Origin of the sequence: Mesorhizobium silamurunense (assembly GCF_014843905.1) — a bacterium.
GTDB lineage: Bacteria > Pseudomonadota > Alphaproteobacteria > Rhizobiales > Rhizobiaceae > Mesorhizobium > Mesorhizobium silamurunense.
The window spans coordinates 1-25,238 of the sequence record NZ_LPVS01000093.1 but is presented as its reverse complement, the minus strand read 5'-3'; the positions used below and the strand labels follow the sequence as shown (position 1 = coordinate 25,238).

Annotated in this window: 22 protein-coding genes; 8 read left to right on the top strand and 14 right to left on the bottom strand. The window is 64.1% G+C overall.

From position 1 onward, the window contains the following. The first annotated feature begins 146 nt into the window (after positions 1-146). The gene (locus AU465_RS27825; RefSeq protein WP_192255300.1) at positions 147-1,250 is read left to right on the top strand and encodes a saccharopine dehydrogenase family protein; all 1,104 of its coding nucleotides are present in this window, start codon (positions 147-149) and stop codon (positions 1,248-1,250) included. Between the two features lie 162 nt (positions 1,251-1,412). Here the strand turns inward: AU465_RS27825 and lpdA are convergent, their stop codons facing one another. From lpdA to AU465_RS27805, 4 genes are all read right to left on the bottom strand, one after another. Then, on the bottom strand, positions 1,413-2,810 hold the full coding sequence (gene lpdA / locus AU465_RS27820; protein WP_192255298.1) for a dihydrolipoyl dehydrogenase: 1,398 nt from the start codon (positions 2,808-2,810) through the stop codon (positions 1,413-1,415). 388 nt (positions 2,811-3,198) lie between these two features. Then, positions 3,199-4,539 (bottom strand): dihydrolipoamide acetyltransferase family protein, encoded by a 1,341-nt coding sequence (locus tag AU465_RS27815; protein WP_192255296.1) that lies wholly within the window; start codon positions 4,537-4,539, stop codon positions 3,199-3,201. An 11-nt stretch (positions 4,540-4,550) separates the two neighbouring features. Continuing rightward, complete coding sequence (locus AU465_RS27810) at positions 4,551-5,564, bottom strand: alpha-ketoacid dehydrogenase subunit beta (protein WP_192255294.1); 1,014 nt, start codon at positions 5,562-5,564, stop codon at positions 4,551-4,553. A gap of 2 nt (positions 5,565-5,566) precedes the next feature. After that, a complete protein-coding gene (locus AU465_RS27805; protein WP_192255292.1) occupies positions 5,567-6,799 on the bottom strand; it encodes a 3-methyl-2-oxobutanoate dehydrogenase (2-methylpropanoyl-transferring) subunit alpha in 1,233 nt (410 codons plus the stop codon). Between the two features lie 387 nt (positions 6,800-7,186). On the opposite strand from AU465_RS27805, the gene holA reads away from it, so the two are divergent. Further along, positions 7,187-8,233 (top strand): DNA polymerase III subunit delta, encoded by a 1,047-nt coding sequence (holA, locus tag AU465_RS27800; RefSeq protein ID WP_192255290.1) that lies wholly within the window; start codon positions 7,187-7,189, stop codon positions 8,231-8,233. A gap of 304 nt (positions 8,234-8,537) precedes the next feature. Here the strand turns inward: holA and AU465_RS27795 are convergent, their stop codons facing one another. The 5 genes from AU465_RS27795 to mnmE form a co-directional block, all read right to left on the bottom strand. Further along, positions 8,538-9,428 (bottom strand): ParB/RepB/Spo0J family partition protein, encoded by an 891-nt coding sequence (locus tag AU465_RS27795; RefSeq protein WP_192255288.1) that lies wholly within the window; start codon positions 9,426-9,428, stop codon positions 8,538-8,540. 67 nt (positions 9,429-9,495) lie between these two features. Then, positions 9,496-10,293, bottom strand: a complete 798-nt coding sequence (locus AU465_RS27790) for a ParA family protein (protein ID WP_192255286.1) — start codon at positions 10,291-10,293, stop codon at positions 9,496-9,498. A 4-nt stretch (positions 10,294-10,297) separates the two neighbouring features. Beyond that, positions 10,298-10,981 (bottom strand): 16S rRNA (guanine(527)-N(7))-methyltransferase RsmG, encoded by a 684-nt coding sequence (gene rsmG / locus AU465_RS27785; RefSeq protein ID WP_376774911.1) that lies wholly within the window; start codon positions 10,979-10,981, stop codon positions 10,298-10,300. Continuing rightward, positions 10,978-12,852, bottom strand: a complete 1,875-nt coding sequence (gene mnmG / locus AU465_RS27780) for a tRNA uridine-5-carboxymethylaminomethyl(34) synthesis enzyme MnmG (protein WP_192255284.1) — start codon at positions 12,850-12,852, stop codon at positions 10,978-10,980. The genes rsmG and mnmG overlap by 4 nt, the downstream gene beginning before the upstream one ends. Positions 12,853-13,015: 163 nt before the next feature. Next, positions 13,016-14,329, bottom strand: coding sequence for a tRNA uridine-5-carboxymethylaminomethyl(34) synthesis GTPase MnmE (mnmE, locus tag AU465_RS27775; RefSeq protein WP_192255282.1), 1,314 nt, complete (start codon positions 14,327-14,329; stop codon positions 13,016-13,018). A gap of 111 nt (positions 14,330-14,440) precedes the next feature. Here mnmE and AU465_RS27770 point away from each other — a divergent pair, with 111 nt between their 5' ends. After that, positions 14,441-16,459, top strand: a complete 2,019-nt coding sequence (locus tag AU465_RS27770; RefSeq protein ID WP_192255415.1) for a thioredoxin domain-containing protein — start codon at positions 14,441-14,443, stop codon at positions 16,457-16,459. A gap of 154 nt (positions 16,460-16,613) precedes the next feature. On the opposite strand, the gene rho is transcribed toward AU465_RS27770, so the two are convergent. From rho to hemE, 3 genes are all read right to left on the bottom strand, one after another. After that, on the bottom strand, positions 16,614-17,879 hold the full coding sequence (rho, locus tag AU465_RS27765; RefSeq protein WP_192255280.1) for a transcription termination factor Rho: 1,266 nt from the start codon (positions 17,877-17,879) through the stop codon (positions 16,614-16,616). A 166-nt stretch (positions 17,880-18,045) separates the two neighbouring features. Then, positions 18,046-18,582, bottom strand: a complete 537-nt coding sequence (gene hemJ, locus AU465_RS27760; RefSeq protein ID WP_192255278.1) for a protoporphyrinogen oxidase HemJ — start codon at positions 18,580-18,582, stop codon at positions 18,046-18,048. Then, a complete protein-coding gene (gene hemE, locus AU465_RS27755) occupies positions 18,579-19,607 on the bottom strand; it encodes a uroporphyrinogen decarboxylase (protein WP_192255276.1) in 1,029 nt (342 codons plus the stop codon). The genes hemJ and hemE overlap by 4 nt, the downstream gene beginning before the upstream one ends. 497 nt (positions 19,608-20,104) lie before the next feature. On the opposite strand from hemE, the gene AU465_RS27750 reads away from it, so the two are divergent. From AU465_RS27750 to dnaQ, 5 genes are all read left to right on the top strand, one after another. Continuing rightward, positions 20,105-20,926, top strand: a complete 822-nt coding sequence (locus AU465_RS27750) for a pyruvate, water dikinase regulatory protein (RefSeq protein ID WP_127427036.1) — start codon at positions 20,105-20,107, stop codon at positions 20,924-20,926. Between the two features lie 41 nt (positions 20,927-20,967). Then, positions 20,968-21,567, top strand: coding sequence for a Maf-like protein (locus AU465_RS27745; protein ID WP_192255274.1), 600 nt, complete (start codon positions 20,968-20,970; stop codon positions 21,565-21,567). Beyond that, the gene (locus tag AU465_RS27740) at positions 21,560-22,393 is read left to right on the top strand and encodes a shikimate dehydrogenase (protein ID WP_192255272.1); all 834 of its coding nucleotides are present in this window, start codon (positions 21,560-21,562) and stop codon (positions 22,391-22,393) included. The genes AU465_RS27745 and AU465_RS27740 overlap by 8 nt, the downstream gene beginning before the upstream one ends. 28 nt (positions 22,394-22,421) lie before the next feature. After that, positions 22,422-23,027, top strand: coding sequence for a dephospho-CoA kinase (gene coaE / locus AU465_RS27735; RefSeq protein WP_192255413.1), 606 nt, complete (start codon positions 22,422-22,424; stop codon positions 23,025-23,027). Between the two features lie 75 nt (positions 23,028-23,102). Then, positions 23,103-23,807, top strand: coding sequence for a DNA polymerase III subunit epsilon (dnaQ, locus tag AU465_RS27730; protein ID WP_192255270.1), 705 nt, complete (start codon positions 23,103-23,105; stop codon positions 23,805-23,807). A gap of 102 nt (positions 23,808-23,909) precedes the next feature. Here the strand turns inward: dnaQ and secB are convergent, their stop codons facing one another. Both secB and AU465_RS27720 read right to left on the bottom strand, forming a co-directional pair. Then, positions 23,910-24,410, bottom strand: a complete 501-nt coding sequence (gene secB, locus AU465_RS27725; RefSeq protein ID WP_059189571.1) for a protein-export chaperone SecB — start codon at positions 24,408-24,410, stop codon at positions 23,910-23,912. Positions 24,411-24,706: 296 nt separating this feature from the next. Next, entirely contained in the window at positions 24,707-25,117 is a 411-nt protein-coding gene (locus AU465_RS27720) for a RidA family protein (protein ID WP_192255268.1), read from the bottom strand. Positions 25,118-25,238 lie beyond the last annotated feature (121 nt).

Below are 25,238 nucleotides of genomic sequence, written 5' to 3'. Positions count from 1 at the left end.
CGCTTCACTTTGCCAGATTCCACGCTTCCTTTCGACAGGCAAGCTGCAATTATTCCGCCAACTCGTGAGCAATTCCAGGAAAAGTGTGAAGCGGTTTTCCGTCCGGAATTGCGTACAGCAACTCGAATCGGCGGGGGTATTTGATCATGAAGAACATCGTTGTCGTCGGCGCCGGCAAGATCGGCTCGACCATCGCCGACATGCTTAGCGCCACGGGCGACTACCACGTCACGCTCGTCGACCGCTCGGCGGCCCAGCTTGCCGCGGCCGAATTGCCCGCCGGCGTCGAGACCAAGGAACTCGACATCGCAGCGCCCGGCGCGCTGGAGAAAACCCTCGCCGGCAAGTTCGCGGTGCTGAGCGCAGCACCCTTCCACCTCACCACGCGCATCGCGGAGGCCGCGGCCGCGACCGGCGTGCACTATCTCGACCTCACCGAGGACGTCGTGTCGACCCGGCGGGTGAAGGAGCTGGCGCGCGAGGCCAAAAGCGCCTTCATCCCGCAATGCGGCCTGGCGCCGGGCTTCATCTCGATCGTCGCCAACGATCTCGCCAGCCGGTTCGACACGCTGGAAAGCGTGCGCATGCGCGTCGGCGCGCTGCCGCAATATCCGTCGAACGCGCTGAACTACAACCTCACCTGGAGCACGGACGGCGTCATCAACGAATATTGCGAGCCCTGCGAGGCGATCGTCGAGGGCGAGCTGATCGAGGTGCCGCCGCTGGAGGAGCGCGAGGAGTTCTCGCTCGACGGCGTCACCTATGAGGCCTTCAACACCTCGGGCGGGCTCGGCACCTTGGCCGAGACGCTCAAAGGTAAGGTGCGCACGCTGAACTACCGCACCATCCGCTATCCCGGCCACGCCGCGATCATGAAGGCGCTGCTCAACGACCTCGGGCTGCGCCATCGCCGCGACGTGCTGAAGGACATCTTTGAAAGCGCGCTTCCGGCGACGCTGCAGGATGTGGTCATCGTCTTCGTCACCGTCTCGGGGCGCAAGAACGGCCGCCTGCTGCAGGAAACCTACGCCAACAAGATCTATTCGCACCGCGTCGGCAATGTCGTGCGCAGCGCCATCCAGATCACCACCGCCTCCGGCATCTGCGCCGTGCTCGACATGCTGGCCGACGGCTCGCTGCCGGCGAAGGGCTTCGTCCGCCAGGAGGACATCGCGCTCGACGCGTTCCTCGCCAACCGCTTCGGCCGCGCCTATGCGCAGCACGAGATGGTGAGCCGGCTGGCGAGCTGAGCTTCTCCCTCTCCTTCTCCCCTTGTGGGAGAAGGTGGATCGGCGCGTAGCGCCGAGACGGATGAGGGGTGCTCCAGGGAACGCCAGCGTCTCACCCCCCTGGAACACCCCTCATCCGTCGCCTTCGGCGACACCTTCTCCCACAAGGGGAGAAGGGGGAGCTCAAATATGCAGCGCGTGCCCCAGCGCCTTGAGCGCCGCTTCCTGGAAACCTTCGCCCTGCGTCGGGTGCGCATGGATGGTGCCGGCGATGTCCTCCAGCCGCGCGCCCATTTCGAGCGCCAGGCCAAACGCCGCCGACAGTTCCGACGCACCCTGCCCGACCGCCTGGATGCCAAGCACCAGATGATTGTCGGCGCGTGCGACGACACGCACGAACCCGTCCTCGCCTTGCTTCGTCATGGCGCGGCCGTTGGCGGCGAAGGGAAACTGCCCGATCTTGATCTCGCCGCCCAAGGCCTTCGCCTCTTCCGGTGACAGGCCGGCAGTGACCAGCTCCGGATCGGTGAAGCAGATCGCCGGGATGGCGCGCTTGTCCCAGCTTCGTTTGTGGCCGGCGACCATCTCGGCCACCATCTCGCCCTGCGCCATGGCGCGATGCGCCAGCATCGGCTCACCGGTGACGTCGCCGATGGCGTGGATGCCGCGCATGGAGGTACGGCACTGGTCGTCGATCCGGATGAATTTTCCCGCCATGTCGACATCGATCTGCTCCAGCCCCCAGCCCTCGGTGAGCGGCTTGCGGCCGACGGTGACCAGAATCCTGTCGGCGGCGACCTTGGCGTTCTTCCCGTCGGCCATCTCGACCAGCAGTGCGTCACCCTTGGTCGACAGCCCCTTGGCCTTGGCGCCGGTTACGACCTCGACTCCGAGCTCGCCGAGCCGCTTCAGAACCGGCCGCGTCAGTTCCGCGTCATATTGCGCCAGCACGCGTGGCAGGGCCTCGACCACGGTGACCTTGGCGCCCATCTTGGCGAAGGCCATGCCGAGCTCCAGCCCGATATAGCCGCCACCGACCACGGCAAGCGTCTTCGGCACCTCGTTCAGCGCCAGCGCTTCGGTGGACGAGATGACCGGACCGCCGAAAGGCAGAAACGGCAATTCGACCGCGGCCGAGCCGGTGGCGATTACGACCGTCTCGGCGCGGATCACCTGCGTCCCGGTCTCGGTCTCGACCTCGACGGTCTTGCCGTCCCGGAACGTCGCCCAGCCATGAACGGTTTTAACTTTCGCCTTCTTGAGCAGGCCGGCGACGCCACTGTTCAGCCGGCTAACGATTCCGTCTTTCCAGGCGATGGTCTTGACCAGGTCGAGCGTCGGCGGGGCGAGCGCGATACCGAGCGGGCTCTTGCCGCCAGCCATATGCGCGATCTTCTCGAACTCCTCCGCCGCGTGGATGAGCGCCTTGGATGGGATGCAGCCGACATTGAGGCAGGTGCCGCCCGGCTTGCCGAACTCGACGATCACCGTGTCGACGCCGAGCTGGCCGGCGCGGATGGCGCAGACATAGCCGCCGGGGCCGGCGCCGATGACGAGCAGCTTGCAGGAGATTTCTTTCATGGGGTCCTCGTTACTGAGCACGGGGATTTCGGCGGGCAGGCAGCCTGCGACGATAGACGTCGGGAATTCAGTCGCAGACCTTGGCGATTGGCCGAGCCCTCCCGAACCTCGTCATCCTGGGGCGGAGCAAGGAGCGCAGCGACGCGTGCAGACCCCAGGATCCATGCCGTGACGCGAAGGCGTTGCAACGGTCCAGAATTCTGCTCCGCCGCGCCCTTCGACGTCGGGCACGGCATGGATCCTCGGGTCAAGCCCGAGGATGACGAAGGCATGGAAGTCTGCTGCCAACCGCAGACGTTGGCAATTTGCGACTGCTGGCCGGTTGCCGGGGATCGGCGACGGCCTCTTTCGGATTGAGTCAAAGAGGCAACTCCTCCTCCCATCCCGATCAATCCACGAAGATCAGCGCCGGCGTCTCCAGCAGCGCCTTGATGCGCTGGACGAAGACGGCGGCATCCCAGCCGTCGATGACGCGATGGTCGAAGCTGGACGACAGGTTCATCATCTTGCGTGGAATGAATTGCGTGCCGTCCCATACCGGCCGCACCATCATCTTGTTGACGCCGACAATCGCCACTTCCGGATAGTTGATGACCGGCGTCGTCGCCACGCCGCCCATGGCGCCGAGCGAGGTGATGGTGATGGTCGATCCCGAGAGCTCCTCGCGTGTCGCCGTGCCGGACTTGGCCGCCTCGGCAAGCCGGTTGACCTCGGCAGCGCTATCCCAGATGTCGCGGGCCTCGGCATGCTTGACCACCGGTACCACGAGCCCGGTGGGCGTCTGCGCGGCGATGCCGATATGGATGCCCTCATGCTGGTGGATGACGCCTGCCTCGTCGTCGAACAGCGCATTGAGATTCGGCTGGTCGGCGATCGCCTTGACCATCGCCCGCATCAGGAAGGGAAGCAGCGTCAGCTTCGGTCGATCCTGCCGCTTCTCCTTGTTGAGCGCGGCGCGCAGCTCCTCGAGCGCCGTGACGTCGATCTCCTCGACATAGGTGATATGCGGGATGCGCGATTTGGCGAGCGACATTTTTTCGGCGATCTTGCGCCGCAGGCCGACCACCTTGATGTCCTCGACGCCCTCCTTGCGCGCAAGGCCGGTGGCACGGGCAAGCTGCGGCCCGCGTGCCAGGAAAGCGTCGATATCCTCATGGCTGATGCGCCCGGCCGGGCCGCTGCCCGGAACCTGGCGAAGGTCGATGCCGGCTTCCTTGGCGCGCAGCCGGACGGCAGGTGAGGCCAAAGGTTTCTCGCCTTCCGCCCGCGGCGCAGCACCACCATCCCTAACCCCTCCCGCCAAGAGGGAGGGGGATTGCGGCGCCGGCTCGCCCTTCGCCACGGGTACTTTTTTGGGTGAAACTGCGACCGGTTTGACACCGGCTTCAGTGGCCGAGGCTCGTCCCCCTCCCCCTTGCGGGGAGGGGTTGGGGGTGGGTGCCGCCGTGACCTCCGGCGATTTCGCACCCGCCACGACATTGCCCTCTCCGGCTACCTTCAGCCGCACGATCGGCGAGCCGATCGCCACCGTGTCGCCGATCTCGGCGCCGAGCCAAAGGATCTCGCCATCCACCGGCGACGGAATCTCCACCGTCGCCTTGTCGGTCATGACGGCCGCCAGCACCGCGTCCTCGCGCACCAGGTCGCCGATCTTGACGTGCCACTCGACAAGCTCGGCCTCGGCGACGCCTTCGCCGACATCGGGAAGCTTGATCACATATTCGCCCATCGTCAGGCTCCTCAGGCTTCCATGGTCTCGACGAGGGCGCGCCCGACCCGCGCCGGGCCGGGGAAATACTCCCACTCCTGCGCGTGCGGATAGGGCGTGTCCCAGCCGGCGACCCGCGCCACCGGGGCTTCCAGCTGGTAGAAGCAGTTTTCCTGCACCAGCGCGACCAGCTCGGCGCCGAAGCCGGAGGTGAGCGTCGCCTCGTGCACGACGACGCAGCGGCCGGTCTTCTTCACCGACGCGACGATCGTGTCGAGATCGAGCGGCAAAAGTGTCCTCAGATCGATGATCTCGGCATCGATGCCGGTCTCCTCGGCCGCGGCCTCCGCGACATACACCATGGTGCCGTAAGCGAGCACGGTGACGGCCGAGCCCGGCCGTCGGATCGCCGCCTTGCCGAGCGGGATGGTGTAATGGCCGTCCGCCACCTCGCCGAGCTCGTGCTTCGACCAAGGCGTAACCGGCTTGTCGTGATGGCCGTCGAACGGGCCGTTGTAGAGCCGCTTGGGCTCCAGGAAGATCACCGGATCGGGATCCTCGATCGCCGCGATCAACAGCCCCTTGGCGTCATGCGGGTTGGACGGCACCACCGTCTTCAGCCCGGAGACATGCGTGAACAGTGCTTCCGGGCTCTGGCTGTGCGTCTGCCCGCCGAAAATGCCGCCGCCGGTCGGCATCCTGACGACGATCGGACAGGTGAAGTCGCCGTTCGATCGATAGCGCAGCCGCGCCGCCTCGGAGACGATCTGGTCGTAAGCCGGGTAGACATAGTCGGCGAACTGCACCTCGACGCAGGGCCTCAGCCCATAGGCCGCCATGCCGATGGCCGAGCCGACGATGCCGGATTCGCTGATCGGCGCATCGAAGCAGCGGCTCTTGCCGTATTTGGCCTGCAGGCCTTGCGTGCAGCGGAAGACGCCGCCGAAGAAGCCGACATCCTCGCCATAGACGATGACGCGTTCGTCGCGCGCCATGGAGACATCCATGGCATCGCGGATCGCCTCGATCATGGTCCGTCTCGGCATGGTCAGACCCCCGCCTGCTGGCGCTGGCGCCTGAGATGCGGCGGCATCTCCGCATAGACGCCCTCGAACATGTCGCGCGTCGACGGCTTGCCGCCGGCATGCAGTGTGCCGTGGCTCTCGGCCTCCTTCTGCGCCGCGATCACCGTCTCCAGGATCTCCGCCTCCGCCTGGGTGTGGCGCTCCTCCGACCAGACTTTCCTGTGGATGAGATGGTTCTTCAGCCGGATGATCGGGTCGCCGAGCGGCCAGGCATCGGACTCTGCCTTCGGCCGATAGGCGGACGGATCGTCCGAGCTCGAATGCGCGCCGGCGCGGTAGGTGACATATTCGACCAGCGTCGGCCCGAGATTCTTCCGCGCCCGCTCCGCCGCCCACTTGGCCACCGCATGGACGGCCAGATAGTCGTTGCCGTCGACGCGCAGCGCCGGGATGCCGAAGCCGAGGCCGCGTGCCGCGAAGGTGCCGGAGCCGCCGCGCGCGATCCCTTGAAAAGTCGAGATCGCCCACTGGTTGTTGACGACGTTGAGGATGACCGGCGCCTTGTAGGTCGAGGCGAAGACCAGCGCCGAGTGGAAATCGGACTCGGCCGTCGAGCCGTCGCCGATCCAGGCCGCAGCGATGCGCGAATCGTTCGAGATCGCCGAGGCCATCGCCCAGCCGACCGCCTGGATGTATTGCGTCGCCAGATTGCCGGAGATCGAGAAGAAGCCGTGCTCCTTCGAGGAGTACATGATCGGCAGTTGCCGGCCCTTCAGCGGATCGGCCTCGTTGGAATAGATCTGGTTCATCATCGTGACCATCGGGTAGCCGTCGGCAATCAGCAGGCCGGCTTGCCGATAGGTCGGGAAATTCATGTCGCCCGGCTTGAGCGCCTTGCGGAAGGCTGAACTCACCGCCTCCTCGCCGAGATGCTGCATGTAGAAGGAGGTCTTGCCCTGGCGCTGCGCCATCTGCATGCGCGCGTCGAAGGTCCTGAGCCGCATCATATTGCGCAGGCCTTCGAGCAGCTCCTCGTCGGTGAGCAGCCCGGCCCATGGACCGACGGCCTCGCCGGCACGGTTGAGCACCCGGATGATGGAGAAGGCCATGTCGCGGATCGTGCGCGGATCGACGTCGATCTCCGGGCGCGGCACAGAGCCCGCCTTGGGAATGGTCACATTCGAGAAGTCGGGCGTGCCGCCGGGCCGAACCTCGGGCTCGGGCACGTGAAAGCGCAACATTCCAGCATCGGCCATGACCTTCGTCCTCCAATGTTGCCGATGCGATACTTGCACATCCGCGGCGCCATTTCATCGGGCGAGATGGCGGCGGTCCCCCGGTCATCAGCCTTGTGGAGCCGATGCGGCGCATGGGCGACAAGATGCAGATATGGCGGCGAAATTTCTTGTCGATGTTTTCGCCCGCCGCGCAATTTGGCGAATGACAGGAACGGTTTAGGCGCAAGAGCCGGCAAATGCGCAATTACAGAAGCTCCGGCAAAACTGTCGACGCCGGTGCGGCGCCGGCGCTCAACCATGAATCATCCGACATCGAAGCAATCGCCCGGCGTGAACCAGATGGGCCGTCGCAAGTTGCCGAAACTCTGGTTCACCGCACCCTCCCCGCCGTGCTAACTCACCCGCATGGCACAGAAGAAAGGATATGAGGTCGATTCGTGGCTGGCGCGGCCGGACCCGGCCATGGCAATCGTCCTGCTCTACGGCCCCGACCGCGGCCTGGTCGCCGAGCGGGCCAAGACCTTCGCCACCAAGACCGGCCTGACGCTCGACGACCCGTTCTCGGTGGTCAAGCTGGATGGCGCGGAAGTCGATCGCGACGAGGGCCGGCTGCTCGACGAGGCCCGCACCGTGCCGATGTTTTCCGACCGCCGGCTGCTTTGGGTGCGCAACGCCAGCGGCCAGAAGGCGCTGGCCGACGACATCAAGGCGCTGACGACCGAGCCGGCGCGGGATGCGATCATTCTCATTGAAGCCGGCGACCTGAAGAAGGGCACGGGCTTGAGGGCTATCGTCGAGGCCGCCGGCAACGCAATTGCCTTGCCCTGCTATGCCGACGAGGTCCGCGATCTCGACTCGGTGATCGACGACGAATTGCGCAAGGCCGGCATGTCGATGACGCTCGAAGCCCGCCAGGCGCTGCGCCGCAATCTCGGCGGCGACCGGCTAGCCTCGCGCGGCGAGATCGAGAAGCTGGTGCTTTACGCCCACGGTCGCAAGGAGATCGACCTCGACGACGTCAATGCGATGTCCGGCGATGTCTCCGGCGTCTCTTTCGACGCCGCGGTCGACGCCGTGCTCGACGGCAAGGTCGGCGACTTCGACATTGCATTCACCCGCCACTGCCAGTCGGGCGGTCATCCCTTCCTGGTGCTGTCCTCGGCGATGCGGCAATTGCAGGCGATCCAGGTGATGCGCGGCCAGATGGACACCGGCGGCCGCAACGCGGCCTCGGTCGTTGCCGGAGCACGACCGCCGGTCTTCTTCTCACGCCGCAAGCTGGTGGAAAAGACGCTCGAGCGCTGGAACAGCGAAGCCCTCGGCCGCGCGCTGAACCGGCTGCAGACGGCAGTGCTGCAGACCCGCAAACGGCCCGATTTGTCGGAGGCGCTGGCCCGTCAGGCGCTGCTCGGCATCGCGGTGGAAAGCGCGAGGCTGGCGCAGCGAGGGTAATCTCCCCCTTGAGGGGGGAGATGTCGCCGAAGGCGACAGAGGGGGTCGCCGCTCGTGGAGCGCCAGCGCCTTCCGGCACGACCGATAACGTTGGCGATCTACGCGGAACGACGCCCTCTGGCCTGCCGGCCATCTCCCGCTCGAGGGGGAGATCAGCCGTCGCCTCGGCTTTCGCCAATCGCCATCGCCAACGAAAAGGGCCGGCGTAGCGTCTGCCCTTACGTCTATCACCAATATATCAGGCTTGAAACTTAACCTTAAGCCAGACCTTTATTAGCCGGCTAAATCGTGGCGCATCAGAAACTTAGCGCTCGTCCTTCAACCGCCGGCAGAGCTCGTCGAGCTGGTCCAGCGTCCGGTAATTGACCCGTAGCGTGCCGCCCTTGCCCTTGTGCTCGATGCTCACGATCATGCCGATCGTGTCGGTCATCAGCTTTTCCAGCGCCAGCGTATCGGGATCCTTCTCCGGCGCGCTCGCCGCGGACTTGGTCTTGGCCGGCGTCGGTCCGGCGGGCATCTGCGCCAGCGCCTCGGCCTGGCGCACCGACAGGCCCTCCTTGACGATGCGCTTGGCGAGCCCGGCCGGATCCTCGGCGGTGACCAGCGTGCGGGCATGGCCGGCCGACAAATCGCCGTCGACCAGCATGTCGCGGATGACGTTGGGCAGCTTGAGCAGCCTGAGCGTGTTGGCGACGTGGCTGCGGCTCTTGCCGATCACCTGGCCGAGATCGGCTTGCGTATAGCCATGCTCGTCAATCAGCTGCTGATAGCCTTGCGCTTCTTCGACCGGATTGAGGTCGGCGCGCTGCACGTTCTCGATGATCGCCAGCTCCAGCGCGGTGCGATCGTTGACGTCGCGCACGATGAGCGGGATCTCGGTCAAGCCGGCGCGCTGCGCCGCGCGCCAGCGCCGCTCGCCGGCAATGATTTCGTAGCGGCCGGGCTGTGAGGGCGAGGGCCGCGCCACCACCGGCTGCACGACGCCATGTTCGCGGATCGATTGCGCAAGGTCGGTGAGCTCGGCGTCGCCGAAATACCGGCGCGGGTTTTTCGGGTTCGGGCTGACGAACTCGATCGGCACCTTGCCGTCCGCCGCGACCGCGCTCGGCTTTTCCGGCGCCGCCGGACGATCGATCTCGCCGATCAACGCCGCAAGGCCACGGCCCAGTCTTTTTCTCGATTGGTCTTCGCTCATTACTCTGTCCAGATCGTTACGGAATCGAATCGGCTACTCGTTAATGGAATTCGGCCTGTCGCGCCGCTCAGGCCGCGCGCAGCTTGCGCTCGCGGCGGATCACCTCGGAAGCGAGCTGCAGATAGGCTTGGCTGCCCGAGCATTTGAGATCGTAGAGGATCGCCGGCTTGCCGTAGGAGGGCGCTTCGGAAACGCGCACATTGCGCGGTATGATGGTCTCGTAGACCTTGTCGCCCATATGGGTGCGCACATCCTGCACCACCTGGTTGGCGAGGTTGTTGCGGCCGTCATACATGGTGAGCACGATGCCTTGGATGGTGAGATCCGGATTGATGGTACGGCGCACCTGCTCGACCGTTTCGAGCAATTGGCTGAGACCTTCAAGCGCGAAGAACTCGCATTGCAGCGGAACGAGAACGGAATCGGCCGCCGCCATTGAATTCAAAGTCAAAAGGTTGAGCGAAGGCGGGCAATCGATCAGCACATAGCCGAACGGCGCCGCGCGTTCGGCGGCGGCGCGCAGCGCGTTGCGCAGCCTGAGCACGCGATCGGGTGCCGAGGCGATCTCCATCTCGATGCCGAGCAGGTCGAGCGTCGAGGGAACGATGGACAAGCCCGGCACCGCGGTCGGCACCGCGGCCGCTTCCAGCCCCAGCTCGCCGGTCAGCACATCGTAAGACGAGACGGTGCGGTCCTTGCGGTCGATGCCCAGCCCGGTGCTGGCATTGCCCTGCGGATCGAGGTCGACGATCAGCACGCGCTCGCCGATCGCGGCCAGCGCCGTGGCCAGGTTGATGGCCGTCGTCGTCTTGCCGACGCCGCCCTTCTGGTTGGCGACTGTGATGATACGCGGTCCAGTTTTCATGGGTTTATGCCAGTAATTCATTGCGGGTCGCCGGGCGCAGATCGGTGATTTCCAGGACGACGCCATGAGCGTCGGTCATGCTCGGATGTTCTACCAGATCGAAGGCCCAGCGGTGAGCGCTTTCTTCCACTTCGGCGCGGTAATCCCGGCCTTTGTGGAAAAGCCCGCGCGCCCCTTTGCTCAGCCAGGGCGCGGACAGATCGAGCAGGTCCGGAAGCGCCGCCAGTGCCCGCGCCGTCACGATTTCCGGCGCAGAAACAAGAGGATAGCTGTCATCGATCCGTCGCGCGAGGACACGCGCCGGCAGATCGAACTGGCCGATGACCGATTGCAGGAACGAGGCCTTCTTGCGGTTGCTCTCGACGAGGTCGATCGAGGCGGCCGGGCGCTCAACAAGCAGGAAGGCCAGCACCAGTCCGGGAAAGCCGCCGCCGGAGCCGAGATCGACCCAGCGCATTGCCGCGGGTGCGATTCGGGCAAGCTGGGCGCTATCCAGGATGTGGCGACGCCAGACATCGTCCAGCGTCGACGGCGCCGCCAGATTGATGCTGCGGTTCCATTTCTGGAAGAGCCGTTCGAAGGCCTGCAGCCGCTCGAATGTTTCACGTGAAACCGGCCCCGCCGCCTTCCGCAGGTCTTCCCAGCCATCGGCGCCCCAACCATCAGCGCCCAAGCGATCGGCGCTCACGCCACCGACCTTCGCGCAGCGAGCTCGGCATTGCGGACATGGGCGACGATGATCGCGAGCGCCGCCGGCGTCATGCCTTCCATGCGCTGCGCATCGGCGATCGAGCGCGGCTGACGCATCTTCATCTTCTGCTTCAGCTCGTTGGAGAGGCCAGGCACTTCGGAGAAGTCGATGCTCTCAGGAATAAGCCGCGACTCCTCATGCCTTATTTGCGCGACATCGGTCTGCTGACGTTCAAGATAGACGGAATATTTCGCTTCCGTCTCGAGCCGTTCCGCCGTCTTGGCGCCAAGCTCGGTGAAACGAGGCTCGACACGGGTCAGCCAGGCAATGTCGACGCCCGGATGCGCCAGCAGATCGTAGGCCGAGCGACGCACCCCATCCTTGTTGATCTCCAGCCCGTGCCGCGCCGCTTCGTTCGGCGTAAAGGTGATCGCCTTTGCCAGAGCGCGGGCATGGTCGAGCTTGCTCGCCATCTCATCGAATCGCTGCATGCGCTCCGACGAGGCGATCCCTAGCCGGTCGGCCAGCGGCGTCAACCGCTCGTCGGCATTGTCGGCGCGCAGCGAAAGCCGGAACTCGGCCCGCGAGGTGAACATGCGATAAGGCTCGGCGATGCCGCGGCTGGTCAGATCGTCGACCATCACGCCCATATAGGCTTCGGTGCGGCTGAGCAGGACCGGATCGCCTCCCGATGCCTTGCGCGCAGCGTTGACCCCCGCGAGCAGACCCTGCGCGCCGGCCTCTTCGTACCCGGTCGTGCCGTTGATCTGCCCGGCCAGGAACAGGCCCCCGACACGCTTAGCCTCCAGCGTCGTCTTGAGCTCGCGCGGGTCGACGTGGTCGTATTCGATCGCATAACCCGGCTGCAGCATCGTCGCCTTTTCCAGCCCGGGGATCGTCTTCAGAATGTCGAGTTGCACGTCTTCCGGCAGCGAGGTCGAGATGCCGTTCGGATAGACGGTGTCGTCGTCGAGGCCTTCCGGCTCGAGGAAGATCTGGTGGCCTTCGCGATCGCCGAACTTGACGATCTTGTCCTCGATCGAAGGACAGTAGCGCGGGCCGACACCTTCGATCGAGCCGGAATACATCGCTGAACGGCCAAGATTGAGGCGAATCAACTCATGCGTCGCCGTCGAGGTGCGCGTGATACCGCAATGTATCTGCGGGTTGGCGATTCGGTCGGTCATCAGTGAGAAGGGCACCGGATCCTCGTCCGCCGCCTGGCTCTCCAGCGCCGCCCAGTCAATGGTGCGGCCGTCGAGGCGAGGGGGCGTGCCCGTCTTGAGCCGTCCAAGCTTGAAGCCCGCGCGGCTCATAGTCGCCGACAAACCCACGCTCGCCTGCTCGTTCATGCGGCCAGCGACGATCTTCTTCTCGCCGATATGGATCAGCCCACGCAGGAAAGTGCCGGTGGTCAGCACCACGGCGCCGCAGGCGAGGCGCCTATCGCCCGAAACCAGCACGGCAACAACCTGCCCGTCTTCAATCTCGAGATCGAGCACCTCGCCTTCGACCACGTCGAGATCGGCCTGCTCACAAATCGCGGTTTGCATGGCGAGGCGATAGAGCTTGCGGTCGGCCTGGGTGCGCGGTCCGCGCACGGCGGGGCCCTTGCGACGGTTGAGCAAACGGAACTGGATGCCCGCGGCATCGGCGATGCGCCCCATCAGCCCGTCCATGGCGTCGATCTCGCGCACGAGATGTCCCTTGCCGAGACCGCCGATCGCCGGGTTGCAGGACATGACGCCGATCGTGTCGAAACGCAGCGTCACCAGTGCCGTCCTGGCCCCGGCGCGCGCGGCGGCACTGGCCGCTTCGCAGCCGGCATGGCCACCGCCTACCACCACCACATCATAGTGATTGGTCATTTCGAGAATCCGGTTTCAGAGATTGCCCGACACATGTCCCCGGCGGCCTTCGCTGTCAAGGACGAAGGCCGGACTCGTTTCACGTGAAACACATGTCCGACACATCGCGCCGGTGTTTCACGTGAATCAGCCATGCCGTGTCCTGTTCCGTGTTTCACGTGAATCACTTACCGATGCAGAACTGCGAAAAGATGACGTCGAGCATGTCCTCGACATCGACCGCGCCGACGATCCGCCCGAGCCGATCGGTTGCCAGCCGCAGTTCCTCCGCGCGCAACTCCTGTCTCGATCCCGAAGCGGCTGCGATGAGAAAATCCTTCGATTCCTTCAGCAACTCGACATGGCGCAGCCTGGACGGCAGGACATCGCCGGCGTCTCCGATGGCAGCAGCCGCGCGCCGCGCAATTTCATCCAGAAGGCCGGAAAGCCCGGAACCGTCCCTGGAGGAAATGACCATGTCATAGATCCCTTTGCGCGCGCCCTCGATATCGGCCTTCGTGCCGATCTTCAGCAACGGAACGCCTGTCGGAACCTCGCCCACGGGCTGCGGATCGATCATGTCCTCGAGCAGCAGGACAAGGTCGGCGCCGCCCGCCTTGGCGCGCGCCCGTTCGATGCCGATCGTCTCCACCTTGCCGGCGGATTCTCGCAAGCCTGCCGTATCCACGATCCGCACCCGCATCCCGTTGAGATCCAGGACCACCTCAAGCAGGTCGCGCGTGGTGCCCGGCTCGTCGGTGACGATCGCCGCCTCACGCCGGGCGAGCGCGTTGAACAGGCTGGATTTTCCGGCATTCGGCGCGCCGAGGATGACGACCTCAAAACCGTCGCGGATGATCTCGGCGGCCTTGAAACCCTGGATGTGCCGTTCGATCTCCGCGATCATCGCCGCTACGTCGGCCCAAACCGCGTCGGACACGGAGCCCGGCACGTCCTCTTCATCGGCGAAGTCGATCTCGGCCTCGATCATGGCCCGCGCATGGATCAGCCGCCGGCGCCATCCCGAATAGAGCGCGCTTTGCGCCCCTTCGGCATTGCGCACGGCGAAGCGGCGCTGGGCTTCAGTCTCGGCATTGACGAGGTCAGCCAATGCTTCCGTCTCGACCAGATCGAGTTTCCCGTTAAGGAAAGCGCGCCGGGTGAATTCGCCGGGCTCGGCATGTCTGACACCTTCGAAGCCGGTGATCGTTTCCAGCATTTTCGCAGCGACGGCGCGGCTGCCGTGGACATGGAACTCGGCAACGTCCTCGCCGGTGAAGCTGCCGGGCCTCGGAAAGAACAGGACAAGGCCTTGATCGATGACCGAGCCGTCGGGCGCCTTCAGCTTGCGCAACGTGGTAAACCGATCCTTAACCGTGCCGCCGGCGATCGTTTCGACCACGAATCGAGTCTTCGGGCCGGAAATACGGATCACGGCAATGCCGGCGGGCAGCCGGCCGCTCGACAGCGCCACGATCGAATCCTTCGAAGTTACCATTTGCCCGACCCGCCGAACCACCCTAGGTATCTTCTTTCAGGTGCCGTTCCGCACGGAAGCCGCAGCTTTCGCGGAATTGCATTGCTCATCAACCAAGCCGAGCCGCCCATCGTGACCTTGCCCGCGCGAAACCTGCTTGCCGAAGAGGCGAGCCCCTATCTGCAGCAGCACAGCGACAATCCCGTGCACTGGCGGGGCTGGTCGCCGGACGCCCTTGCCGAAGCCAAGGAACTCGGACGGCCGATCCTGCTCTCCATCGGCTATGCCGCCTGCCACTGGTGCCATGTCATGGCGCATGAAAGCTTCGAGAACGACGCCGCTGCCGCCGTCATGAACCGGCTCTTCGTCAATATCAAGGTCGATCGCGAGGAGCGCCCGGACATCGACCAGATCTATATGGCGGCGCTGCATGCCATGGGCGAGCAGGGCGGCTGGCCGCTAACCATGTTCCTCACGCCCGACGGCAAGCCTTTCTGGGGCGGCACCTATTTTCCACGCGAGGCGCGCTATGGCCGGCCGGGCTTCGTCCAGGTGCTGGAAGCGGTCGACAAGGCCTGGCGCGAAAAGCAGCAAAGCCTCGCCGAAAGCGCGGACGGTCTGACGGCCCATGTCGAGCAACGGCTGGCCGGTGCGCAAGGCAAGGCGGTGCTCGACCGCGACACGCTTACCGATCTCAGCAACCGTATCGACAGCATGATCGATCGCGACCTCGGCGGCTTGCGCGGCGCGCCGAAATTCCCCAACGCGCCCTTCATGCATAGTCTCTGGCTGTCCTGGCTGCGCGACGGCCAGACCGCGCATCGCGACGCAGTGCTGCTCAGTCTGGAAAAGATGCTTGCCGGCGGCATCTATGACCACGTCGGCGGCGGCCTCAGCCGCTATTCGACCGACGCCGAATGGCTTGTGCCGCATTTCGAGAAGATGCTTTACGACAACGCCCAGCTCATCCGCATGTGCAACTGGGCCTATGCCGCTACCGGCAACGACTTGTTCCGGATACGAATCGAAGAGACCGTCGCCTGGCTGCTGCGCGAGATGCGAGTCGATGGTGACGCCTTCGCCGCCAGCCTCGATGCCGACAGCGACGGCGAGGAGGGGCTCTTCTACACTTGGAGCAAGGACGAGGTCGAAGCCGCGCTCGACGGCGATTCGGCCGCGTTCTTCCGATATTTCGAGCTGGCCGCCCCGCATGGCTGGGAAGGCAAGCCGATCATCCGCCAGAGCGAACCACAGCAGCGCCAAGGCGTCGCCGACTACGCCGAGCTTGCGCCGCTGAAAGCGAAACTGCTGACAGTGCGTGAAAAGCGGGTCAGGCCGGGCCGCGACGGCAAGGCACTCACCGATTGGAACGGCCTGACGATCGCAGCACTGGCGGAAGCCGGACGCGCTCTCGCCCAGCCTGATTGGATCGAGGCAGCGGCCAAAGCCTTTGCCCATATCGTCGATGCCAGCCGGGATGGCCGCCTGCCGCATTCGATGCTGGGTGAGAAAAAACTCTTTCCGGCGTTGTCGAACGACTATGCCGCCATGACCAATGCCGCGATCGCGCTGTTCGAGGCGACCGGAGATGTGGCCTACTCGGGCCGCGCCCGACGGTTCATCGCCGAGCTCGACCGCTGGCATCAGGACAGCGAAAAATCCGGCTATTATCTGACGGCATCCGACAGCGCCGACGTGCTGATCCGCATCCGCGGTGACGTCGACGAGGCGATCCCTTCGGCCACCAGCCAGATCGTCGAAGCGTTGGTGCGGCTCGCTTCGCTCACCGGCGATCCCGAGTTTTGGGAAAAGGCCTGGACGACCGCCGAGCATGCCATGGGTCGCGCCGCGCAACAGGCCTACAGCCAAGCCGGCATCGTCAACGCCTGCGCGCTGGCGCTCGAACCGCTGAAGCTCGTCATTATAGATAGGCCAGAGTCTCCCGGTCTCGTTCCGGCCGCGAATCGATATCCCGATCCGCGCCGGGTCGACATTGTCGTGCCGATCGGTACGGAAGCGAATCAACCGCTTCTACCGGGTGGCGTGCTGCCGCCGACGGACAAGCCGGGCGCCTGGTTCTGCAGCGGGCAAGTGTGCCTGCCGGCGGTTACGGAGCCAGGTGAGTTGGAGAAGCTGTTGCGGCGGGGGTAGAGCACCCACCCGCCCCGTTGTGGGAAGGATCGGCTTACGATTGCAGCAAAGCGAAGATCGTAAGCCGGGGTGGGGTCGCGCGAAAGAGTCCATGAACCCCCACTCCGCTCCGCGTCGCGGATCGACCCTCCCCACAAGGGCGAGGATAGGCCAATCACGTATTCATCGAATCGAAGAAGTCGGCGTTGGTCTTGGTTTGCTTGAGCTTGTCGATGAGGAACTCGATCGCGTCGGTCGTTCCCATCGGCGCGAGAATCCGGCGCAGCACGAAGATCTTCTGCAGGTCCGCGCGTGGCACCAAAAGGTCTTCCTTGCGGGTACCGGATTTGAGGATGTCCATCGCCGGGTAGATGCGCTTGTCGGCCACCTTGCGATCGAGCTGGATTTCACAGTTGCCGGTGCCCTTGAACTCTTCGAAGATGACTTCGTCCATGCGGCTGCCGGTGTCGATCAGCGCAGTGGCGATGATGGTGAGCGAGCCGCCTTCCTCGATATTACGGGCGGCGCCGAAGAAGCGCTTCGGGCGCTGCAGCGCATTGGCGTCGACACCGCCGGTCAGCACCTTGCCGGATGACGGCACCACGGTGTTGTAGGCGCGGCCGAGGCGCGTGATCGAATCGAGCAGGATGACGACATCGCGGCCATGTTCGACCAGGCGCTTGGCTTTCTCGATCACCATTTCGGCGACCTGCACATGGCGCGCCGCCGGCTCGTCGAAGGTCGAGGAGATCACCTCGCCCTTCACCGAGCGCTGCATGTCGGTCACTTCCTCCGGGCGCTCGTCGATCAGAAGCACGATCAGGTAGCATTCCGGATGGTTGGCGGTGATCGAGTGGGCGATGTTCTGCATGAGAACCGTCTTGCCGGTACGCGGCTGCGCGTTGATCAACGCGCGCTGTCCCTTCCCGATCGGCGCGACCAGGTCGATCACGCGGGGTGAGATGTCCTTGCTGGTCGGATTGTCGACCTCCATCTTCAGCCGCGATGTCGGGTAGAGCGGCGTCAGATTGTCGAAGTGGATCTTGTGCCGGATCTTCTCCGGGTCGTCGAAATTGATGGTATTGACCTTGAGCAGCGCGAAGTAACGCTCGCCCTCTTTCGGGCTGCGGATCGGTCCCTCGACCGTATCGCCGGTCTTGAGCGAAAAACGCCTGATTTGCGACGGCGAGATATAGATGTCGTCGGGACCTGGCAGGTAATTGGCGTTGGCCGAGCGCAGGAAGCCGAAACCGTCCTGCAGTACCTCGACCACGCCTTCGCCGATGATCTCGACGTCCTGGGTGGCGAGTTTCTTCAGGATCGCGAACATCAGCTCCTGCTTCCGCATGACGCTGGCGTTCTCCACCTCGAGCGATTCGGCATAAGCGATCAGCTCCGGCGGCTTTTTGTTCTTGAACTCTGCGAGTTTCATTTCTTGCATTAGATGGACTCTGGGTAGGCTTTGGGGAGAAAAAATCGGCTGGATACGACAAATGCCGGGCGCGGCCGAAAGCGAGAAAGGGGCGGCGCATGACGGGAAGGAAGACCCGTCTTTTATCGTCGGTCGCCTGAAAGAGCAAGCCGCCTTTTGCGGGGTCGTTCGAGCCTCAGAACGGCTTCACGACGACCAGGATGACGATGACGATCATGAGCAATGTGGGGATCTCGTTGACGATCCGCCAGTGCCTGGCAGGCTTTTCGTTCTTGTCCTCGGCAAATTTCCGCACCGCGCCGGCGAGATAGCCGTGAAGCCCCGAAAGCAGAAGCACCGCCGCGATCTTGGCGTGCAGCCAACCGCCCTGAAAGTCGAAACCCTTCCAGGCCAGCCAAAGCCCGAACACCCAGGTGACGATCATCGCCGGATTGATGATCCCCCTCAGCAGCCGGCGCTCCATCACCTTGAAGGTCTCGGATTGCACGGAGCCTTTCTCGGCATCGACGTGGTAGACGAAGAGCCGCGGCAGATAGAGCATGCCGGCCATCCAGGAGATGACGGCAACGACGTGGATTGCCTTCGCCCATGGATAGAAACTGTCGGGCGCCACGAAATAGAGCAGCGCCGTCAACACGACGAGAACGACGATGCCGATCACCATGCGCTTCATCGCCTGGCCGGCGCTGTTCTCGTTGGTCGTGTCGGTCATCGGTGACTCCTCACCATTTTCACCATGGCCTCGACATGCGCCACCGGCGTTTCCGGCGTGATGCCATGGCCGAGATTGAAGATCAGCGGCCCATCGCCCAGCATGCGAAGGATGGCATCGACGCCGTCGGCCAGCGCCTTGCCACCGGCGACCAGGCGAAGCGGATCGAGATTGCCCTGCACCGCGCCTTCGCCCTGCAGTTCCTTCGCCATCGACAGCGGCACGGTCCAGTCGAGGCCAAGACCGGTGATCCCCGTCTTTTCCCTGTAATCGCGATAGCGCTCGCCGGCGCCCTTCGGAAACCCGATCACCGGGATATCCGGGTGCGCCGCCTTCACCTGCCGCACGATCTCGGCAACGGGCTCGACGCAAAACGCCTCAAAGGACGGTTCATCGAGAACGCCCGACCAGGAGTCGAAAATCTGCACCACATCGGCGCCGGCCTCGATCTGACGGATGAGATAGGCGGCCGAGTGGTCGGCCAGTATCTTCAGAAGCCGTGCGAAGGCCTCCGGTTCGCGATAGGCGAAGAGCCGCGCCGGTCCCTGATCCGGCGTGCCGTGGCCGGCGATCATATAGGTCGCGACCGTCCAGGGCGCGCCGCAAAAGCCGATGAGGGTCGTCTGATCGGGCAGCTTTGCGCGCAGCCGTCGGACGGTCTCATAGACCGGTTCGAGATTCACGTGAAACGTTTCGCTGTTGAGCGCTGAAATCTCGGCCGCCGCAATCGGCTTCAGGATCGGCCCATGTCCCTCTTCGAAGCGGACTTCCCGGCCCAGCGCATTGGGCACGACGAGAATGTCGGAGAACAGGATCGAGGCATCGAAGCCGAAGCGCTCGATCGGCTGCAGCGTCACTTCGACGGCAAGGTCGGGATCGTAGCAGAGGTCGAGAAAGGATCCGGCCCGCTTCCGGGTCTCGCGGTATTCCGGGAGATAGCGGCCTGCCTGACGCATCATCCAGAGCGGCGGCGGCGAAACCGCATTGCCCTTGAGGACGTCCAGCATGATCCGTTTCCCAGCCATCCAGTGCTCGCCCTCTCTCTACAGCGCCGCGCGTCCTAAGACGCGCAAAGGACGCTGTAGCACTTTATCTGACGCATGATCCTTTCCGAGCCTTCGGTTCGGGGTCATGCGCCAGGTCTCTTAAATCAAATATCTATTTTAAAAGAGTCTTCTGATTCTAAGAGTCTGTTGGTTGTGGTGGTTGCGACCTGTCCCGTCTGTCGCTCGAAAAGGCCAGTCAGCATATTGTCGCGCGGCGTCATTCGCAAATTGGAGGGATCTGGGGAAGAACCGGATTCAGCGATTAGAGTCAGCGGCTTGGCATCCTTGTTCCGAATTCCGCGCTGTGGACGACGCGGCCCAAGAAAAGTTGATCCCCGGTTTTGTCCCCAGCGTCCCGACAAAGCCTACAGCTGGGCGAATTGTGGACAAGGTACCATCTGATACAGTCGCCTTCGACGTCGCGATCTTTCTGTCCAACCTTGTCCACATCTGCCCACAGCCCGGAACCGACCCTTGTGAACAAACCCCAGAGCTTCTTCCATCTGCATCTGATTTCCGACGCCACCGGCGAGACCCTGCTGGCGGCCGGCCGCGCGGCGTCCGCGCAGTACAAGGATGCGCGCGCCATCGAGCACATCTATCCGCTGATCCGCACGGAAAAGCAGGTCGCCAAGGTCTTCGAGGATATCGAGGAGGAACCGGGCATCATTCTCTATACGGTGGTCGACCAGAAGCTGGCGCGCAGCATCGACGAGCGCTGCGCCGCCATGGGTCTGCCTTGCGTTTCGGTGCTGGAGCCGGTGCTTGCCGTCTTCCAGTCCTATCTCGGCACGCCGGCCGGCCGCCGCGTCGGCGCCCAGCATGTGCTCGACGCCGAGTATTTCCGCCGCATCGATGCGCTCAACTTTACCATGGAGCATGACGACGGCCAGCTGCCGGCCAATATGGACGACGCCGATATCGTGCTCATCGGCATTTCGCGCACCTCGAAGACGCCGACCAGCATCTATCTCGCCAACCGCGGCATCAAGACCGCCAACATCCCGATCGTGCTCGGCGTGCCGCTGCCCGAAAGCCTAATCGCCGCCAAGACGCCGCTGATCGTCGGCCTCGTCGCCACGGCCGAACGCATATCGCACGTCAGGCAAAACCGCATCCTCGGCAACACCAGCGCCTATGTGCCGACCGACTATATCGACCGCGCCGCGATCAACGAGGAGCTCGCCTATGCGCGCCAGCTCTGCACCAGGCATGGCTGGCCGATGATCGATGTCAGCCGGCGTTCGATCGAGGAAACGGCGGCGGCCATCGTTGCCCTGCGGGGCAAGAACAGGTAACCCATGCCCCGGTAAATCGGGACGCGATGGCGTGACAGAATATGGCCGAGACAATCATCCTCGCTTCGGGCAGCCCGTTCCGCAAGGCGATGCTCGTCAATGCCGGGCTCGACATCGAGGCGGTGCCGGCGGAAGTCGACGAGCGCGCACTCGAGGCGCCCCTGCAGGATAGCGGCGTATCTCCCGAAGACGTCGCTTCCATCCTCGCCGAGGCCAAGGCGACCGAAGTCAGCGAGCGCAGGCCGGGCGCATTGGTGCTCGGCTGCGACCAGACGCTGTCGCTGGGCGACGAAATCTTCCACAAGCCGGCCGAAATGGAAGGCGCGCGGAGGCATCTCCTGGCTTTGTCGGGTAAAACCCATCAGCTGAACAGCGCCGCCGTGCTCTGCCGCGATGGCGAGGTGCTGTGGCGTCATGTCGGGGTCGCCGGCCTGACCATGCGCAAGCTCGACCCGGCCTTCATCGGCCGGCACCTGGCGCGGGTCGGCGCCAAGGCGCTGTCCAGTGTCGGCGCCTATCAGATCGAGGGCGAAGGCATCCAGCTCTTCGAGAAAATCGAGGGCGACTATTTTACGATCGTCGGCCTGCCGCTGTTGCCGCTGCTCAAGGAACTGCGCGCGCTGGGAGCGATCGATGGTTGAGAAAAAGGCCTTCGTCACCGGCCATCCGATCGCGCATTCGCGCTCGCCAAGGATCCACGGCTACTGGCTGGCGAAATACGGCATCGACGGCAGCTACCGGGCGATCGACGTTCGGCCGGAGGATTTCGCGGCGTTCCTGAAATCGCTGGGCGAGAACGGCTACCGCGGCGGCAACGTCACCATCCCGCACAAGGAAGCCGCCTTCGCCCTGGTCGAGCGCCGCGACGAGGCGGCCGAGGCGATCGGCGCGGTCAACACGCTCTGGCTGGAAGAAGGCAGGTTGTGGGGCGGCAACACCGACGGACTCGGCTTTGCCGGCAATCTCGATGACCATGCACCGGGCTGGGCGGCAAACGGCCCGGCTGTGGTGCTGGGTGCGGGCGGTGCGTCCCGCGCGGTCATCCACGCGCTGAAGGACCGTGGCGTTAGCGACATCCGCATCGTCAACCGCACCCTGGCGAGGGCCGAGGAACTCGCCGATCGGTTCGGGGCCGGAGTGTCCGCGCATGGCGCCGGCGCGGTCGGCGAATTGCTTGCCGATGCCGGCCTGCTCATCAACACCACCGCGCTCGGCATGCATGGCAACGAGGGCCTCGTTGCCGATCCGGCGGGTCTGCCCGGCCACGCCATCGTCACCGACATCGTCTATGTGCCGCTGGAAACGCCGCTGCTAGCAGCCGCCAGGGCGCGTGGCCTGAAGACGGTCGATGGGCTGGGCATGCTGCTGCACCAGGCGGTGCCCGGCTTCGAGCGCTGGTTCGGCAAAAGGCCGGAGGTCACGCCGGAATTGCGGCGCATGATCGTTGCCGATATCCAAGCCCATTGATGGAAGTCCATTGATGATAGGCAAAGCCATGATCGTGCTCGGCCTCACCGGATCGATCGGCATGGGCAAGTCGACCACGGCGAAGATGTTCACTGATGCCGGCGTGCCGGTGCATGATTCGGACGAAACCGTGCATCGTCTCTATGCCGGCAAGGCGGCACCTCTGGTCGAAGCGGCCTTTCCCGGCACGACAAAAGCAGGCGCGGTCGATCGCGCCAGGCTGGCCGAGAAAGTGCTGGGCGATCCCGCCGCGCTGAAGACACTGGAAGCGATCATCCATCCGCTGGTGCGCGCCGACGCCGATGCGTTTTTGGCCAGGCACCGTGCCGCCGGCGCGCCGATCGCCGTGCTCGACATCCCGCTGCTGTTCGAGACCGGCGGCCGTGACCGCGTCGACAAGGTGGTCGTCGTCACCGCGCCGGCGGAGGTCCAGCGCAGCCGCGTGCTGGAGCGGCCCGGCATGAGCGAGAAGAAATTCGCCGCTATCCTGGCCAAGCAGGTGCCAGACGAGGAAAAGCGCCGTCAGGCGGATTTCATCGTCGACACCGGCAAGGGTTTTGATACCGCGCGTGCGGCGGTCGAGGCGATCATTGCCGAACTCTCAGGGGAAAAGTCCGGCAAAGCCGGCTCCTGACGGCAGGCCGTCAGCATTGCCCATTGCCATTTTGTTCCGGTGTAGGATTCTGCTTCCTGGAGTGGATTGATTCGAATGCGTGAGATCATCTTCGATACGGAAACCACCGGCCTCGATTTGCGCGACGACCGCATCATCGAGCTCGGCGGCGTCGAGCTGGTCAACCGCTTTCCGACAGGGCGAACCTTCCACAAATTCATCAATCCGCAGGGCCGCGCGATTCACGCCGAGGCGCAGGCCGTGCACGGCATCAGCGCCGCCGACCTGATCGGCAAGCCGACCTTCGCCGAAATCGTCGAGGAGTGGCTGGCCTTCACCGACGGCGCCAAGCTGATCGCCCACAACGCCACCTTCGATATCGGCTTCCTCAACCTCGAATTCAGCCGGCTCGACCATCCGGCCATCGATCCCGGCCGCATCGTCGACACGCTGGCGCTCGCGCGCCGCAAGCATCCGATGGGCCCGAACTCGCTGGACGCGCTTTGCCGCCGCTACGGCATCGACAACACCCGCCGCACCAAGCACGGCGCGTTGCTCGACTCCGAATTGCTTGCCGAGGTCTATATCGAGCTCATCGGCGGCAAGCAGGCAGCCCTTATCCTCGATGCCGTGGCGGTGCAGGTGAATGGCGCCGGCGAGGTGGCCGACATCGACATCTCGATCGGCGCAAGGCCGATCGCCCTGCCGCCGCGCCTCACCGAGGCCGATCGTGCGGCGCATGCCGGCCTTGTCGGCACGCTGGGCGAAAAGGCGCTGTGGCTGAAGGTGGCTGTGGGTTGAGCGGACAACCGGGCAAGTAGCGATCCTTCGCTGTCCCGCCAACCTCTCCAACAAAAAGCCCGGCGCGAGGCCGGGCTTTCGTAACTTCCTAAGGGGTCTTTCTCAGCTCACCTGGACCTTGGAGGCCGCCTGATCCTCGGCGATGCGCTGCTGGAACATCTGCGCGAAATCGATCGGGTCGAGCATCAGCGGCGGGAAGCCGCCGTTGCGGGTCGCGTCGGCGATGATCTGGCGGGCGAAGGGGAAGAGCAGCCGTGGGCATTCGATGAACAGGATCGGCAGCATGTGCTCCTGCGGGAAGCCGCTGATGGCGAAGACGCCGCCATAGACCAATTCGACGTTGAACAGCACTTCCTGGTCGAAGGAGGCCTTGGCGTTCAAGGTCAGGTTGACGTCAAACTGCTTGTCCGAAAGCGGATTGGCGTTGACGTTGACATTGATGGCGATGCCCGGAGCCTTGTCGCGGCCACGCAGAGAGTTCGGCGCGCCGGGGCTTTCGAAGGACAGGTCCTTCACATACTGGGCGAGCACGTTGAGCGAGGGCTGTGCCTGGTTGCCGTTGCCGTTGGCGGCGCCTGCCGCGGCATCATCATTGCTGGCCATGAGCCTTAGTCCTTTTGCCTGGGCAGCATTGCTGACCGGATTGAAATCGGGGGTTCGCTATCATGGTCGGCAGGACAAGACAAGTTTTGCCGCCTTCACGCATGTCGCCCAAAAGTGCGTAGCGGTTTTGGGATAACGACATGCGTCAGCCAAAAAGGATGTCGCCCAAAAGTGCGCAGCGGTTTTGGGACACGACAGGGGTCAGGCAAAATCTGCGTGCCGCCCAAAAGTGCGCAGCGGCCCGGGTCGACTGCAGCTTCGGACCTAGTATAGACGCGGGCCGCATTGTGGCGACGCTATCTTCCGACGGCCTCGTCAATGACCGCTATCGCGTCGACCTCTATGAGGTAGCCTGGGGACATTATCGCTACCCCGACCACCACATTCGCTGGTTTGTGATCTCCAAACAGGGAAATCTGCGCTTCTTCGATGATCGGAACGTGTTCATCGCGCTTATAATCGACAATGTAGATTGTGATCTTGCAAACTTGCTCAGGCCGTGCACCTGCCGCACTGAGCGCTCGGCCGAGATTGCCGAATGCCAGGCGCGCTTGCGCCGCAAAATCACCATGCCCAACGAGCTTGCCGTGTATGTCTTCGGGCTGCTGACCTGAGACGAATACCAGCTTGGATCCCTTCGCGACGACAACCTGTGTGTACATCTCTGGAATTGGCAAATCATCTGGGTTGATGAGTTCGAGCGACATAAAACGATCTCCTACTTCATTCGACCGAAATCGACATTGGCGATCACCGCGTCGCTGGCACACAGGACGATGGCTAGGGTCAGGACCCATTAATTTGTTGAGTTGATATCTGTTGGGTGAT

Coding starts and splice junctions, on each gene's coding strand:
- AU465_RS27825 (WP_192255300.1), top strand. CDS start 147: ATGAAGAACATCGTTGTCGTCGGCGCCGGCAAGATCGGCTCGACCATC.
- lpdA (WP_192255298.1), bottom strand. CDS start 2,810: ATGAAAGAAATCTCCTGCAAGCTGCTCGTCATCGGCGCCGGCCCCGGC.
- AU465_RS27815 (WP_192255296.1), bottom strand. CDS start 4,539: ATGGGCGAATATGTGATCAAGCTTCCCGATGTCGGCGAAGGCGTCGCC.
- AU465_RS27810 (WP_192255294.1), bottom strand. CDS start 5,564: ATGCCGAGACGGACCATGATCGAGGCGATCCGCGATGCCATGGATGTC.
- AU465_RS27805 (WP_192255292.1), bottom strand. CDS start 6,799: ATGGCCGATGCTGGAATGTTGCGCTTTCACGTGCCCGAGCCCGAGGTT.
- holA (WP_192255290.1), top strand. CDS start 7,187: ATGGCACAGAAGAAAGGATATGAGGTCGATTCGTGGCTGGCGCGGCCG.
- AU465_RS27795 (WP_192255288.1), bottom strand. CDS start 9,428: ATGAGCGAAGACCAATCGAGAAAAAGACTGGGCCGTGGCCTTGCGGCG.
- AU465_RS27790 (WP_192255286.1), bottom strand. CDS start 10,293: ATGAAAACTGGACCGCGTATCATCACAGTCGCCAACCAGAAGGGCGGC.
- mnmG (WP_192255284.1), bottom strand. CDS start 12,852: ATGACCAATCACTATGATGTGGTGGTGGTAGGCGGTGGCCATGCCGGC.
- mnmE (WP_192255282.1), bottom strand. CDS start 14,329: ATGGTAACTTCGAAGGATTCGATCGTGGCGCTGTCGAGCGGCCGGCTG.
- rho (WP_192255280.1), bottom strand. CDS start 17,879: ATGCAAGAAATGAAACTCGCAGAGTTCAAGAACAAAAAGCCGCCGGAG.
- hemJ (WP_192255278.1), bottom strand. CDS start 18,582: ATGACCGACACGACCAACGAGAACAGCGCCGGCCAGGCGATGAAGCGC.
- hemE (WP_192255276.1), bottom strand. CDS start 19,607: ATGGCTGGGAAACGGATCATGCTGGACGTCCTCAAGGGCAATGCGGTT.
- AU465_RS27745 (WP_192255274.1), top strand. CDS start 20,968: ATGGCCGAGACAATCATCCTCGCTTCGGGCAGCCCGTTCCGCAAGGCG.
- AU465_RS27740 (WP_192255272.1), top strand. CDS start 21,560: ATGGTTGAGAAAAAGGCCTTCGTCACCGGCCATCCGATCGCGCATTCG.
- coaE (WP_192255413.1), top strand. CDS start 22,422: ATGATCGTGCTCGGCCTCACCGGATCGATCGGCATGGGCAAGTCGACC.
- dnaQ (WP_192255270.1), top strand. CDS start 23,103: ATGCGTGAGATCATCTTCGATACGGAAACCACCGGCCTCGATTTGCGC.
- secB (WP_059189571.1), bottom strand. CDS start 24,410: ATGGCCAGCAATGATGATGCCGCGGCAGGCGCCGCCAACGGCAACGGC.
- AU465_RS27720 (WP_192255268.1), bottom strand. CDS start 25,117: ATGTCGCTCGAACTCATCAACCCAGATGATTTGCCAATTCCAGAGATG.